Origin of the sequence: Polaribacter sp., assembly GCF_039939415.1 — a bacterium.
Lineage (GTDB): Bacteria > Bacteroidota > Bacteroidia > Flavobacteriales > Flavobacteriaceae > Polaribacter.
Genome location: NZ_JBDVJE010000007.1, coordinates 80587 through 95301, shown reverse-complemented (window position 1 = coordinate 95301; position 14715 = coordinate 80587). Strand labels below are relative to the sequence as shown.

The following is a 14715-nucleotide window of genomic DNA, read 5'->3' as shown; positions in this document are numbered from 1 at the left end:
TTGAAGAATAATTTCTGATAAAGTTTTAATACATTTAGTTAAAATAATAATCATAGTTTTTATGGGTGTTTGGGTTAATAAATCAATTATTTTTTTAATTGTTTTATCAATATATATGGTTTACAAGATTATTACCAAATGAAAAACTGTTTATTAATTATTTTGATTTTTAATTTATAATCAATTAAGTTAATATGATTGTAATGTGTAGTTATAATCCCTTTAATTTAATTTTAATTTATAACCATATATTTTAAATATGTATTAAAATGTTATGTTGTAAAGGCGTAAATTAAATTTTCTTTAGATTGTAAAGGGAAAATGTTTTTATAAATTACTGTTTTTATGCTTTCTATTTTTTTTATTTTCATAAAGTGATAAAAATGTATCTTCGCAAAAATTAAAATTCATGAATTTTTTATTAATTATTGGAGGGTTGGTATTGTTAATTTTTGGCGGAAACTGGTTGTTAAAATCAGCAGTTGCTTTATCTCTTAAACTTGACATTCCAAAAATTGTAATAGGAATGACAATAGTGTCTTTTGCAACTTCAGCTCCAGAATTAATTGTAAGTATCAAGGCAGCTTTAAGTGGTTCTTCTGATTTAGCATTAGGTAATGTTATAGGGTCAAATATTGCTAATTTAGGCTTGGTTTTAGGGATTACTTTGTTACTAGGCACCATGCATGTTCAAAAAGGGTTTTATAAAATTGATTGGCCAGTTATGATGATTGCATCTCTATTACTATATTTTTTCTTAATTGGAGATAATGTAATTACAAGAAATGAAGGGATTGTACTTTTTTCTTTTTTGATTGTTTTTTTAGTGTATATACTAAGATTTCAAAAAACGGCAGTTTTAGATGAGTTGCCAGAAGATGATGAGCCTTTGCCACTTTACAAGATTGTATTGTTTTTAGTAATTGGAGGTTTAGGTCTTTGGGGAGGTTCTGAGTTATTAATAAAAGGAGCTACTTCTATGGCTTTAGAGTTTGGTGTTAGCGAGAGAATAATTGGTGTTACTGTAGTTTCTATAGGAACAAGTGTGCCAGAGCTTGCTGCATCAATTATAGCCGTTTTAAAGAAAGAAAAAGCGATTTCTTTAGGAAACCTTATAGGTTCTAATGTGTTTAATATTTTAGCGGTTTTAGGGATTACTTCAATTATAACTCCTGTGGTGGTTAAAGATCAAGGATTGTTAACGAATGATATTTTCTGGATGTTAGGAATTTCTTTTATAATACTCCCATTGGTTTTTATACCTAAAGGATACCGTTTAAATTATAAAGATGGAGTAGTTTTATTGGCTGCTTATGTAATCTTTATTTATTTTACTATTTAATAAAAGTGTAGTTCAATAAGAAGTTTTTTTTAATTACTCTTTCTATTATATTTTGTTTACAAAAAAAACGCCAACAAATAAATGTTGGCGTTTCTAATATTATAAATTGGTAAATTATTTAACTGGTTTAACAGTTTTAATAATTCTTGCTGCAATTTTATATGGATCTCCATTTGAAGAAGGTCTTCTGTCTTCTAACCATCCTTTATATCCTTTTTCAACAGCGATAATAGGTATACGAATAGACGCACCTCTATCAGAAACTCCCCAAGAGAAGTCATTAATAGATGCAGTTTCGTGTAAACCAGTTAAACGTTGGTCGTTATGTTCTCCATAAACTTCAATATGTTCTTTAGTTACAGGGCGGAAAGCTTCACATATTTCTGCGTACTTTTCTTTAGAACCACATTCTCTTAAGATAGAGTTAGAGAAATTTGCATGCATTCCAGATCCGTTCCAATCACCTTTAATTGGTTTTGGGTGGTATTCAATGTACCATCCATACTTTTCTGTTAAACGGTCTAATAAATATCTTGCAATCCAGATTTCATCTCCAGCTTTCTTTGCTCCTTTAGCAAATAATTGAAATTCCCATTGTCCAGAAGCAACCTCTTGGTTGATTCCTTCAAAGTTTAATCCAGCATCAATACATAAATCAGCATGCTCTTCTACGAAGTCTCTACCAAAAGTGTTTTTTCCACCAACAGAACAGTAGTACATTCCTTGAGGTCCTGGGTAACCTCCTACAGGGAAACCTAAAGGTAACTGAGTTTTAGTATCCATAATGAAGTATTCTTGCTCAAATCCGAACCAGAAATCATTATCATCATCTTCAATTGTAGCACGACCATTAGAAGGGTGTGGAGTTCCATCAGCACTTAACACTTCAGTCATTACTAAGTATCCATTAATTCTTGCAGGATCTGGGTAAATAGCAACTGGCTTTAAAATACAATCAGATGCTCCTCCAGAAGCTTGTTTTGTAGAAGAACCGTCAAAAGACCAGTTTCCTAATTCTTCGATTGTTCCTTTAAAGTCTTCATGTTCTTCAACTTTAGTTTTACTTCTCATGTTCTGAGTTGGATAGTATCCATCTAACCAAATGTATTCTAATTTAATTTTTGCCATAATTTAAAAATTGTTTTTGTGATGTTTCTGTTACAAAAATCAAATATTTTACGTACATATCAAAAAAAAGAGGGGTAAAATATTAAAAATCAATAAAAAATAATTTTATCCCTAATTTCTAAAGGGTATATTTGTTTAATGATAAAAATAAGTAGAAAATATTAATAATATGTCAAGGATTAGATTCAATGCTTTGCAAGAAACACTTCATAGAAGTGCAGTTAATGTGGTTCAGAATGAAAAAAGATCAGCTCTTTTTGGTAAGAATGTCTTTAATAAATATGCTATGCAACAGTATCTTACACGTGCTGCATATGAAAGTGTTATGAATGCAATTGAGTATGGTACTAAAATAGATCGAAAGATTGCAGATCAGGTTGCAGTTAGTATGAAAGATTGGGCAATGTCTAAAGGTGCTACTCACTATACGCATTGGTTTCAGCCGCTTACAGGTGCAACAGCAGAAAAACACGATGCTTTTTTTGAATCGATTAATGGTAGTTTGGCAATGGAGAAATTTGATGGAGAACAACTGGTTCAACAAGAGCCAGATGCATCAAGTTTTCCTCATGGAGGAATAAGAAATACTTTTGAAGCAAGAGGGTATACTGCTTGGGATCCAACATCACCTGCATTTATATATGAGACAACTTTATGTATACCAACAATTTTTGTTGCTTACACTGGTGAGGCTCTAGATAATAAAACTCCATTATTAAGAGCATTACAAGCTATAGATACACATGCTACAGCTATTTGTAAATATTTTGATAAAAATGCTGGTAAAGTAAATGCTACTTTAGGTTGGGAGCAAGAGTTTTTTTTAATTGATGATGCTTTGGCTCTTTCTAGACCAGATATTCAGTTAACAGGTAGAACTTTGTTAGGACACTCTCCAGCAAAAGGAGAACAGTTAGAAGATCATTATTTTGGTACAATTCCTGCTAGAGCAATGAGTTTTATGCAAGATTTAGAACAAGAGTGTATGTTGTTGGGTATTCCTGTAAAAACAAGACATAATGAAGTGGCTCCTAATCAATTTGAAGTTGCTCCAATTTTTGAGGAAGCAAATTTGGCTGTAGATCATAATTCATTATTAATGGATGTAATGCAAAAAGTTTCTCGAAGACATAAGTTTAAAGTGTTGTTTCATGAAAAACCCTTTTCTGGTATAAATGGTTCTGGGAAACACAGTAATTGGTCTTTGGCAACAAATAAAGGTGTTAACTTGTTAAGCCCAGGCAAGACACCAATGAAAAATTTACAATTTCTTACTTTTTTTATAAATACTATAAAAGCAGTACATAGTTATGAAGAGTTGTTGCGTTCTTCTGTAGCGTCTGCAAGTAATGAGTATAGATTAGGAGCAAAAGAAGCACCACCAGCTATTATTTCTGTGTTTGTAGGTAATCAATTATCTGCAGTTTTAGATGAGCTAGAAAATGTAACAAGAGGAAAGCTCTCTCCACAAGAAAAAACAGATCTAAAATTAAATATTATTGGTAAAATTCCAGAAATTTTATTAGATAATACAGATAGAAATAGAACGTCACCTTTTGCTTTTACAGGAAATAAATTTGAATTTAGAGCTGTGGGTTCGTGGACAAATTGTGCAATACCTATGACTATTTTAAATACAATTGTTGCAAAACAGTTAAAAGAATTTAAAATTGAAGTTGATACTCTAATTGAGGCAAAAGGACTTAAAAAAGATGAAGCTGTTTTTAATGTTTTAAGAGAATATATTAAAGATTCTAAAACGATTAGATTTGATGGAGATAGTTATGGTGAGGCTTGGGAGAAAGAAGCAAAAAAACGAGGTTTAAGTAATAATAAAACAACACCAGAAGCTTTAAAAGTAAAGATTACTAAAAGAGTAGTTGATTTATTTGAAGAAATGGATGTTATGAATAGTGTTGAATTAAACGCTAGATATGAGATAGATTTAGAAACTTATACAAAAATAATACAAATTGAAAGTAGGGTTTTGGGTGATATTGCTAGAAATCAAATTGTGCCTACTGCTATTATATATCAAAATACATTATTAGAAAACACTAAAAATTTAAAAGAAATTTTTGGCGAAGAATATAAAACTATTGCTAAAGAACAGATCGAGTTAATTATGACAATTTCTAATCATATTACTCAAATTAATGCTTTGGTTATAAAAATGGAAGATGTTAAGTTTAAAGGAAATAAACTTACAGGATTAAAATTAGCAGAATATTATAGTAAAAAAGTGAAGCCTTATTTTTTAGATATTAGGTCTCATTGCGATCAATTAGAAACTTTAGTAGATGATAATTTGTGGCCCTTAACAAAATATAGAGAACTATTATTTACCGAATAATCATAAAATCATACTAATTTTCGGTAGGATTTTTTAGTTAAAAGACTAAATTTGCAATTCACAACATAACAACATGAGTCAAGAAGTTTCTAAAAGATACGCACAAAGAGGTGTATCTGCATCTAAAGAAGATGTTCACAATGCGATTAAGAACATAGATAAAGGTTTATTTCCTAAAGCATTTTGTAAAATTGTTCCAGATTATTTAACAAATGATGATGATTATTGTTTAATAATGCATGCAGATGGAGCAGGTACAAAATCTTCTTTAGCTTACATGTATTGGAAAGAAACAGGAGATATTTCTGTTTGGAAAGGCATTGCACAAGATGCTTTAATTATGAATATTGACGATTTATTGTGTGTTGGTGCAACAGATAATATTATGTTATCATCAACTATTGGTCGTAACAAAAGTAAAATTCCTGGTGAAGTTTTATCAGCAATTATAAACGGAACAGAAGAACTTATAGAAGATTTAAAAGGTTTTGGTGTTACTATTCATTCAACAGGTGGAGAAACTGCAGATGTTGGAGATTTAGTGCGTACAATTATTGTAGATTCGACAGTAACAGCAAGAATGAAAAGAAGTGATGTTATTGATAATGCAAACATAAAAGCAGGTGATGTTATTGTTGGTTTAGAGTCTTTTGGACAAGCTACTTACGAAACTGAATATAATGGAGGTATGGGTTCTAACGGATTAACTTCTGCAAGACACGATGTTTTTCATAAATATTTAGCAGAGAAATACCCAGAAAGTTTTGATGCTGCAGTTCCTACTGAATTGGTGTATTCTGGTAATACAAAATTAACAGATAAAGTTGAAAATTCTCCTATTGATGCTGGTAAATTAGTATTATCACCTACAAGAACTTATGCACCAATTATCAAAGAAATTTTAAACAAATTTTCTTCGGATAAAGTACATGGTATGATTCACTGCAGTGGAGGTGCACAAACTAAAATTTTACATTTCGTAGATAATTTACATATTGTAAAAGATAATATGTTTCCAATTCCACCTTTATTTAAATTGATACAAGAACAATCAAAAACAGATTGGAAAGAAATGTATCAGGTTTTTAATTGTGGGCATAGAATGGAAATATATGTTTCTCCAGAAATTGCAGAAGATATTATTAAGATTTCGAAATCTTTTAATGTTGATGCTAAAATTGTGGGTAGAGTAGAAAGTTCAGAAACTAAAAAATTAACAATTAAAAGTGAGTTTGGAACTTTTAACTATTAGATAAAAAATAAAATGGAAAAGAAAGTATTTGTTTCGGGTTGTTTTGATATGTTACATAGTGGTCATATTGCTTTCTTTAAGCAAGCTGCTACTTTTGGAGATTTATATGTGGGTATTGGTTCTGATGCTACAATTGATGATTTAAAAGGTAGAAATACTATAAATTCTGAAAGAGAAAGAATTTATATGATTAATGCTATAAAATATGTTAAAGAGTCTTTTGTAAATTCTGGTTCTGGAATATTAGATTTTAAAGAAGATTTAATAAAATTAAAACCAGATTATTTTGTTGTAAATGAAGATGGTTATTCTCCAGAAAAAGAAAAATTATGCAAGAAGTTAAATATTGAATTGCACGTATTACATAGAGAACCAGATTTAGATTTACCTCCAAGATCTACAACAGCAATTCGTTCAGGAGATAATTGTTCTTTACCATATAGAATAGATTTAGCAGGTACTTGGATAGATCAACCTTATGTTTCTAAATTTAAACCAGGTTGGGCAATTACATTATCTTTAGAGCCAATATTTGAATATAATGAACGCTGTGGGATGTCAACTTCTACAAGAAATGCAGCAAAAAAAATATGGCCATATTATTTGCCAATTGAAAAACCAGAGAAATTAGCAGAAATATTATTTAAGTTTGAAAATACACCTGGCTCTAAAATTATTTCTGGAGCTCAAGATGCTATAGGTATATGTATGCCTGGTTTGGTAAGACATTACTATGATAATGCGTATTGGCCTAAAAAATTTGAATCTATTCATTCTGAAGATATTCTTTCTTGGTTAGAAAAACATATTAGCATGGTTATGTTGTGGCCAAGAGAAAAAGGATTGGATTTACTTAATGAAACTTATATTAATGAAGAAAACGTTAGTGAGTTAACAAAAGCTTCAGAAGAAGTTTGGGAAGCAATAAAAAATAAAGATTTAGAAAGTTTTTCTAATGGGTTTTTAAAGTCTTTTAACGCGCAGACTACTATGTTTCCAAAAATGGTAAATGAAAGAATAGAAGAAGAAATTACAAAATATAGAGATAAAGCATTAGCTTGGAAATTAGCAGGAGCAGGAGGTGCAGGTTATTTAATACTTGTTACAGATAAACCTATTGATGGAACTATGAAGATTAGAATTCGTAGAAAAGAAACTCAGCTTTAATTTTTAAACAATTATTTAGTTCTTAAAAATCTACTAATTTTATATTATATAAAAATTAGTAGATTTTTGTATTTTTAATAAGTATAGTTCTTTATGTATAAATGTCTTATTTTTTAAATTAAAGTAATTGTAATTTTTTTTGTTAACTTTTTCTTGTTGATAAGTTTGTAAAAAACTGTATTGTAGTTAGTTGTGTTTTTTTTCTGTAAAATTTATGATAATTATCATCTTTTAAGTTGTCTTTTTGGAAGACATTTAATTTTTTAAATTCAAATTAACTTCCTTAAAAGCACAATGAAATCTAAAACTGTTCTAAAACCACGAAAAACGTACTCTAGATCAGCGGCTTTACAAGCTGCACTTAACTATTTTAAAGGCGATGAATTAGCAGCTTCTGTATGGCTAAATAAATACGCTTTAAAAGATTCTGCTGATACTATTTATGAAAGCACTCCAGATGAAATGCATCAAAGAATTGCATCAGAAATAGCAAGAGTAGAACAGAAATATAAAAACCCTTTAACTAAAGAAGAAATTTTTGAAGTAATTAAAAACTTTAAATACATTGTTCCTCAAGGAAGCCCAATGGCAGGAATTGGTAATCCATTTCAAATTGCTTCTTTGTCTAATTGTTTTGTAATTGGTAATAATGGTGAGTCAGATTCTTATGGAGGAATCCTAAAAATAGACCAAGAACAAGTTCAATTAATGAAACGTAGAGGTGGTGTTGGTCATGATTTATCTCACATTCGTCCAAAAGGCTCTCCTGTAAAAAACTCAGCATTAACATCAACAGGTATTGTTCCTTTTATGGAGCGTTACTCAAATTCAACAAGAGAAGTTGCCCAAGATGGTAGAAGAGGAGCTTTAATGTTGTCTGTTTCTATCAATCATCCAGATGCAGAAGATTTTATCGATGCAAAATTAGAACAAGGCAAAGTTACTGGTGCAAATGTATCAGTAAGAATTGATGATGAATTTATGAAAGCTGTAAAAGCTGATAAAAAGTACACTCAATTATATCCTACTTTCAGCAAATCTCCTTTATATACAAAAGAAATTAAAGCTTCTAAAATTTGGAAGAAAATTGTGCATAATGCATGGAAATCTGCTGAACCAGGTATTTTGTTTTGGGATACAATAATTAACGAATCTGTGCCAGATTGTTATGCAGACTTAGGTTACAAAACTGTGTCTACAAATCCTTGTGGAGAAATCCCTTTATGTCCATATGATTCTTGTCGTTTATTAGCAATGAATTTATTTTCTTATGTTGAAAATCCTTTTACTAAAAAAGCAAATTTCAATTTCAATTTGTTTAAAAAACATATAGTTATTGCGCAAAGAATAATGGATGATATTATTGATTTAGAACTAGAAAAAATAGATGGAATTTTAGCTAAAATTAATGCAGATCCAGAACAAGATGATGTAAAAGAGACAGAGAAAAACTTGTGGTTAAATATTAGACAAAAAGCGTACGAGGGTAGAAGAACAGGAATAGGAATTACTGCAGAAGGAGATATGTTAGCAGCTTTAGAAATTCGTTATGGAAGTAATGAAGGTAATGAATTTTCTACAGAAGTACATAAAGTTTTAGGAATTGAAACTTATAGGGCATCTGTAAATTTAGCAAAAGAAAGAGGTGCTTTTTCAATTTTTGATTCAGAAAGAGAAAAAGAGAATCCGTTTATTTTAAGATTAAAAGAAGCAGATAGCAAATTGTATTACGAAATGTTAGAACATGGTCGTAGAAATATTGCTTTGTTAACTATTGCTCCAACAGGTACCACAAGTTTAATGACACAAACTTCATCTGGTATAGAGCCTGTTTTTATGCCAGTTTACAAACGTAGAAAAAAGGTGAATCCTAATGATAAAGGAATTCGTGTAGATTTTGTTGATGAGGTTGGAGATTCTTGGGAAGAATATGTTGTTTTTCATCATAGATTTAAACAGTGGATGGAAGTAAATAATATTGATTCTACAAAAAACTTTTCTCAAAAAGAAATTGATGAATTAGTTAAAAAATCTCCATATTACAAAGCTACTTCTAACGATATTAATTGGGTAAGTAAAGTTACCATGCAAGGTGCAATACAAAAATGGGTAGATCACTCTATAAGTGTAACTGTAAATTTACCTAATGAGGTTACAGAAGATTTAGTAGGCGATTTGTATTTAAAAGCTTGGGAAGTTGGTTGTAAAGGAGTAACTGTATACAGAGATGGCTCTCGTTCTGGAGTTTTAATTTCTACAGATGATAAAAAAGAAAAAAAAACAATCAATTCTAGTTTCCCTAAAAAGCGTCCAATAGTATTAGAAGCAGATGTAGTACGTTTTCAAAATCAAAAAGAAAAATGGATTGCTTTTGTAGGTGTTTTTGATAACAAACCCTATGAAATTTTTACAGGTTTGGTAGATGATGAAGATGGAATTTTAATTCCACGTTCAGTAGAAAATGGATTGATTATTAAAAGTGAAGATGAAAATGGAGTTTCTCGTTACGATTTTCAATACAAAAACAAAAGAGGTTATAAAACTACTATAGAGGGATTAAGCCATAAGTTTAATCCTGAGTTTTGGAATTACGCAAAATTAATTTCAGGAACGTTAAGACATGGAATGCCTATTGATAAAGTAATAGATTTAATACAAAGTTTACAGCTAAATTCAGAATCTATTAATACCTGGAAAAATGGAGTTCAAAGAGCATTAAAACGTTATGTAGAAGATGGAACAAAAGCAAAAGGACAAACTTGTGATAATTGTAATTCTACAGACTTAATTTATCAAGAAGGTTGTTTAACTTGTCAAGAATGCGGTTCTTCTAAATGTGGGTAAAAAATATCTAAGTAAAATTAAGAAAAACTCTCAATAGGATTAAATATATTGAGAGTTTTTTTAAATAAATTGGTTAACCAATTTATTTGTATTTCTCTTTTTATTCTTAATTTGCGTAAAAGTAAATTGGTTAACCAATTTACTGGTTTTTAGTTTAAAAATTTTCAAATTAATTTATGAAGAATAACATACAAAATCATCGTTATTTAATAGTTTTTTGTTTTTTATTAACTAATTTAATAACTCCATTTTTTGCTCAAAAACCTGCAGATTTGATAGGTAATTGCAATCAATGGAAAATTACATATCCGAATGGAGAAGAAGTAAAAACTTTATGTTCAGAAGAAAATAACGAATATTTTTATTTAAATAATACAGGAGATGCAATTGTTTTTAAAGCACCCGTTAGAAGTGATAATGGAACAACTCCTAACTCAAGTTACATTCGTTCAGAGTTAAGAGAACGTGAAACAGATGGTTCTAAAGATATTTATTGGACTACAGAGGGCAAGCATATGGTGTATGTTAAACAAGCAATTACACATTTGCCAATAAACAAATCTCATTTAGTAGCAACACAAATACATGGTAATAAAGACGATGGTATAGATGATGCTATGGTGTTAAGATTAGAAGATTCACATCTTTTTTTATCTTTTAATGGAGGAAAGTTAAGAGAAAATTTAACTATTAAAGCAGATTACATTTTAGGTACAAAACATGAAGTTATTTTTGTTGTAGAAGATGGTAAGCATTATTGTTATTATTCTGAAGACAATAATTTATTTACAGCTTATAAAAATGGTAATGCAGATGCATACTTGGTAAAAGATGGTTTAAATGATTATGTAATGGATTTAGATTATGATCAAACGTACTTTAAAATAGGTAACTATACACAAAGTAATGCCGAAAAAGAAGGAACTGATACTGATGACCCAAATAATTATGGAGAAGTTTTAGTATATGATTTTTCTGTTGTTCATGATGAAGTAGCAGTAGCAGGTGTTTCATTGTCACCTAATCCTTTAAATCTCTCACAAAGTAGTACATACCAACTTACTGCGTTAATAACTCCAGAAGCTGCAACAAATAAAAGTGTAAGCTATAGTAGTTCAGATACATCAATTGTAACAGTAAGTTCTACCGGAATTGTAACACCAAAAACTACCGGAATTGCAATTATTACAGTAACTACAGATGATGGAGGTTATACCGATACAATTATGGTTAGTATAATAGAAGATACTTTTGGTGCAAACTTAACATTAAATAAACCATTAAAAGGAACAGGTGTTCATGATGGAGATAATAAAGTAGAAAATTTAGTTGACGGATTAACTTCTACAAGATGGTCTGTGTCAGGTTTTCCACAAGCAGCAATCATAGATTTAGGTAAAAAATATCCTATTGAAAGAACAGAAGTTGTGTGTTATTCAGATAGGGCGTATAAATATTCGGTATCAATTTCTGATACTGAAGACGGTATTTATACAGAAATTGTAGATAGATCAAATAATACAACTGCAGGAACAGAATCAAGTCCTATACTAGACGTATTTACAGGAGTTGAAGGGCGTTTTATTAAAATTACAGTTACAGGAGCAGATGCTTATACAGGGTCTTGGGTAAGTTTATTAGAATTTAGAGCTTATGAAGCAACAACACTAAGTCTAGAATCAGATATTTTAATTAATAAGAACATAAATTTATGGCCAAATCCTGCCTATAACAATATAAAAGTAAGCAATACACAAGAATTTAATACTTTAAAAATGTATGATCAATTAGGTAAATTAATTTTAAGTATGCCTTTACAAGATGAAAATTTAGATATTTCGAATTTAAAAACGGGCCTTTATTTTTTAAAGTTTTCGAGTAATTCTAAGTCGGTTATTAAACGTTTTGTAAAAAAGTAATTTTTTAAAATCTGCCATTTCTTCATGTTTTTTTTATTTGGTATAGTTTTCGCTTTTAATAAACTATACTAAAAATATCAAAATGAAAACATTTTTAAAAATATTACTAACAGCTTTAGCTGTAATCGTTTTAGCTAATATTTTACCAGGAATAACAGTAGCGGGTTATACATCTGCAATTATTGTAGCTATTGTAATTTCGTTACTAAATATGTTTGTAAAACCACTATTAATCTTTTTTACATTGCCGGCAACAATTGTAACTTTAGGATTATTCTTGTTTGTAATTAATGCATGTATCATTTTATTGGCAGGTAATTTAGTAAGTGGTTTTGCAGTATCTGGTTTCTTTGCAGCCCTATTATTCAGCGTTTTACTGTCAATTTTTAGGTCAGCTTTATTTTCATTATTAAAAGAAGATAAGAAATCATTAAAATAACTGAAATAGAAGTATTTAAACATTTGTGCAATCAATAAAAATCATTAATTTTGCACTCGATTTTTTAAAGAATAAGAGAACAAGAAATGAATATTACAAAAGAAAACATTGATGCGTTAAACGCAGTTGTAAAAGTAGATATCGTTGCTGATGATTATCAAGCAAAAGTAACAAAATTATTAACAGATTATCGTAAAAAGGCTGATGTTCCTGGTTTTAGAAAAGGACATGTGCCAATGGGAATGATTAAAAAGCAATATGGTAAATCTATAATGATAGATGAAGTTAACAAGCTTTTGCAAGATTCTTTAAATAAATTTATTACAGAAGAAAAATTAGATATTTTAGGAAATCCAATCCCAAGAATTGAAGAAGATTTTAACTGGGATGCAGACACTTTTTCTTTCGAATTCGAATTAGGTTTAGTGCCAGAATTTGAAATTGATTTAAAAGGAAAAAACAAAATAAAACAATATAATATTGTTGCTACAGAAGAATTACTTGACGAAGAAGTTAAGAATATTCAAACTCGTTACGGTAAAATGAATTCTTTAGAAGAAGCAACAGAGCATTCTAATGTAACAGGTACTTTTGTAAACGAAGAGAAAGAAATCAACAAAAAATCTACTTTTTTAGTAAATGACCTTAAAGGGAAGAAAAACGAAAAGAAAGTTATAGGAGCAAAAGTTGGTGATGTTATTGAATTAGATACTAAGAAATTATTTGAAGATAATAATAAATTACAACACATTTTAGGTGTTTCTGCAGATGCAATAGAAGACTTAGATATTAAAGTTACTTTAACTGTAGAAGAAATTACTAAAACAGAACCTGCAGATTTAGACAAAGAATTATTCGATAAATTATTTGCAGATGGTTCTGTAAATTCTGTTACAGAGTTAAGAGATAAAATTAAAGAAGACGCAGAAAAGCAATTCTTACAACAAGGAGATCAACAATTATTAAATGCTGTAACAGAGCATTTAGTAGAAAATACAAAGTTTGATTTACCAGCAGATTTCTTAAAAAAATGGTTAGCAACTGCAGGAGAAAAAGCATTAACTGCAGATGAAGCAGCTACTGAATATGAAAAATCTGAAAAAGGATTACGTTATCAATTAATCGAAGGTAAGATTATGAAAGATAATGACATCAAATTAGAGTATCAAGAATTGGTAGATTATGCAAAAGTATTTATCCGTCAGCAAATGGCTCAGTTTGGTAACATGAATCCAGAAGAAAAAGAATTAGATGATATTGCTGGTAGAATCTTACAAAACCAAGAAGAAGCTCAAAAATTACAATCTCAATTAATCAGTCAAAAATTATTGACTTTTTACAAAGAGAATATGAAATTTAAATCTAAAGAACTTTCTTACGAAGATTTCGTAAAAGAGGTTTATAAATAAAAGTAAAGACTGTTTTTTGAATGTCTGTTCAAGCACAGTCTAGAACTTAATTAAAAAACCTGAATTGTTAAATTCAGGTTTTTTTAGCGACTAACGGAAACAAAATAGTAAGAAATAGTTCTTATATTTACAATATTAAACTTAAAACAAAATCACGAAAATGGATTACGGAAAAGAGTTCGAAAAATACGCAACAAAGCATCAAGGAATAAATAGTACATATTTAGGTAAAATTACAAGTAGTTTAACGCCATATATTATGGAAGAACGTCAAATGAATATTACTCAAATGGATGTTTTTTCTCGTTTAATGATGGATAGAATTATCTTTTTAGGAACAGGGGTAAATGATCAAGTAGCAAATGTTATTCAGGCTCAATTATTGTTTTTAGAAAGTGTAGATGCTAATAAAGATATTTCAATTTACATTAACTCTCCAGGAGGAGGAGTTTATGCAGGTTTAGGTATTTACGATACAATGCAGTTTATAAAGCCAGATGTTGCTACAATTTGTACAGGAATGGCAGCTTCTATGGGAGCCGTTTTAATGTGTGCGGGAGCAAAAGGAAAACGTTCTGCATTACCACATTCTCGTATTATGATTCACCAACCAATGGGAGGTGCACAAGGACAAGCGTCTGATATGGAGATTACTGTTAAAGAAATAGGGAAGTTAAAAACGGAACTATATGATATTATTTCAGATCATTCAGGACAATCTTTTGATAAAGTAAAAGAAGATTCTGATAGAGATTATTGGATGAAAGCAGATGAGGCAAAAGCTTACGGTATGATTGATGAAGTTTTAGCAAGAAAAAAATAGTTGTTAGTTGATGGTTTTTATTTTTTGGTAACCTCCATC

The 14715-nt window shown here is 29.7% G+C and carries 10 protein-coding genes; 9 read left to right on the top strand and 1 reads right to left on the bottom strand.

The genetic code is table 11. The features are described 5' to 3' along the window. Nucleotides 1-409 precede the first annotated feature (409 nt). A complete protein-coding gene (locus ABJG40_RS01355; protein WP_348022782.1) occupies nucleotides 410-1342 on the top strand; it encodes a calcium/sodium antiporter in 933 nt (310 codons plus the stop codon). A 114-nt stretch (nucleotides 1343-1456) separates the two neighbouring features. On the opposite strand, the gene ABJG40_RS01350 is transcribed toward ABJG40_RS01355, so the two are convergent. Beyond that, a complete protein-coding gene (locus ABJG40_RS01350) occupies nucleotides 1457-2470 on the bottom strand; it encodes a glutamine synthetase beta-grasp domain-containing protein (protein WP_348022781.1) in 1014 nt (337 codons plus the stop codon). A gap of 169 nt (nucleotides 2471-2639) precedes the next feature. Between ABJG40_RS01350 and ABJG40_RS01345 the strand changes: the two genes are divergently transcribed. From ABJG40_RS01345 to clpP, 8 genes are all read left to right on the top strand, one after another. Next, nucleotides 2640-4823 carry a glutamine synthetase III gene (locus ABJG40_RS01345; RefSeq protein WP_348022780.1) on the top strand — a complete coding sequence of 728 codons (2184 nt, stop codon included), beginning with the start codon at nucleotides 2640-2642 and terminating at the stop codon, nucleotides 4821-4823. Nucleotides 4824-4896: 73 nt separating this feature from the next. Continuing rightward, entirely contained in the window at nucleotides 4897-6075 is a 1179-nt protein-coding gene (locus ABJG40_RS01340; protein WP_348022779.1) for an AIR synthase related protein, read from the top strand. Between the two features lie 12 nt (nucleotides 6076-6087). Continuing rightward, complete coding sequence (locus ABJG40_RS01335; RefSeq protein ID WP_348022778.1) at nucleotides 6088-7242, top strand: adenylyltransferase/cytidyltransferase family protein; 1155 nt, start codon at nucleotides 6088-6090, stop codon at nucleotides 7240-7242. Nucleotides 7243-7536: 294 nt separating this feature from the next. Next, complete coding sequence (locus ABJG40_RS01330; RefSeq protein ID WP_348022777.1) at nucleotides 7537-10086, top strand: adenosylcobalamin-dependent ribonucleoside-diphosphate reductase; 2550 nt, start codon at nucleotides 7537-7539, stop codon at nucleotides 10084-10086. A 176-nt stretch (nucleotides 10087-10262) separates the two neighbouring features. Further along, nucleotides 10263-12005 (top strand): polysaccharide lyase family 7 protein, encoded by a 1743-nt coding sequence (locus ABJG40_RS01325; RefSeq protein ID WP_348022776.1) that lies wholly within the window; start codon nucleotides 10263-10265, stop codon nucleotides 12003-12005. Between the two features lie 82 nt (nucleotides 12006-12087). Continuing rightward, nucleotides 12088-12444, top strand: coding sequence for a phage holin family protein (locus tag ABJG40_RS01320; RefSeq protein WP_348022775.1), 357 nt, complete (start codon nucleotides 12088-12090; stop codon nucleotides 12442-12444). A gap of 86 nt (nucleotides 12445-12530) precedes the next feature. After that, the gene (gene tig / locus ABJG40_RS01315; RefSeq protein ID WP_348022774.1) at nucleotides 12531-13853 is read left to right on the top strand and encodes a trigger factor; all 1323 of its coding nucleotides are present in this window, start codon (nucleotides 12531-12533) and stop codon (nucleotides 13851-13853) included. 160 nt (nucleotides 13854-14013) lie between these two features. Continuing rightward, entirely contained in the window at nucleotides 14014-14676 is a 663-nt protein-coding gene (gene clpP, locus ABJG40_RS01310; protein ID WP_348022773.1) for an ATP-dependent Clp endopeptidase proteolytic subunit ClpP, read from the top strand. The last annotated feature ends 39 nt before the right edge of the window (nucleotides 14677-14715 follow it).

Excerpts from the sequence above, each read along its gene's own strand:
- ABJG40_RS01355 (WP_348022782.1), top strand. The coding sequence starts at position 410 with ATGAATTTTTTATTAATTATTGGAGGGTTGGTATTGTTAATTTTTGGC.
- ABJG40_RS01350 (WP_348022781.1), bottom strand. The coding sequence starts at position 2,470 with ATGGCAAAAATTAAATTAGAATACATTTGGTTAGATGGATACTATCCA.
- ABJG40_RS01345 (WP_348022780.1), top strand. The coding sequence starts at position 2,640 with ATGTCAAGGATTAGATTCAATGCTTTGCAAGAAACACTTCATAGAAGT.
- ABJG40_RS01340 (WP_348022779.1), top strand. The coding sequence starts at position 4,897 with ATGAGTCAAGAAGTTTCTAAAAGATACGCACAAAGAGGTGTATCTGCA.
- ABJG40_RS01335 (WP_348022778.1), top strand. The coding sequence starts at position 6,088 with ATGGAAAAGAAAGTATTTGTTTCGGGTTGTTTTGATATGTTACATAGT.
- ABJG40_RS01330 (WP_348022777.1), top strand. The coding sequence starts at position 7,537 with ATGAAATCTAAAACTGTTCTAAAACCACGAAAAACGTACTCTAGATCA.
- ABJG40_RS01325 (WP_348022776.1), top strand. The coding sequence starts at position 10,263 with ATGAAGAATAACATACAAAATCATCGTTATTTAATAGTTTTTTGTTTT.
- ABJG40_RS01320 (WP_348022775.1), top strand. The coding sequence starts at position 12,088 with ATGAAAACATTTTTAAAAATATTACTAACAGCTTTAGCTGTAATCGTT.
- tig (WP_348022774.1), top strand. The coding sequence starts at position 12,531 with ATGAATATTACAAAAGAAAACATTGATGCGTTAAACGCAGTTGTAAAA.
- clpP (WP_348022773.1), top strand. The coding sequence starts at position 14,014 with ATGGATTACGGAAAAGAGTTCGAAAAATACGCAACAAAGCATCAAGGA.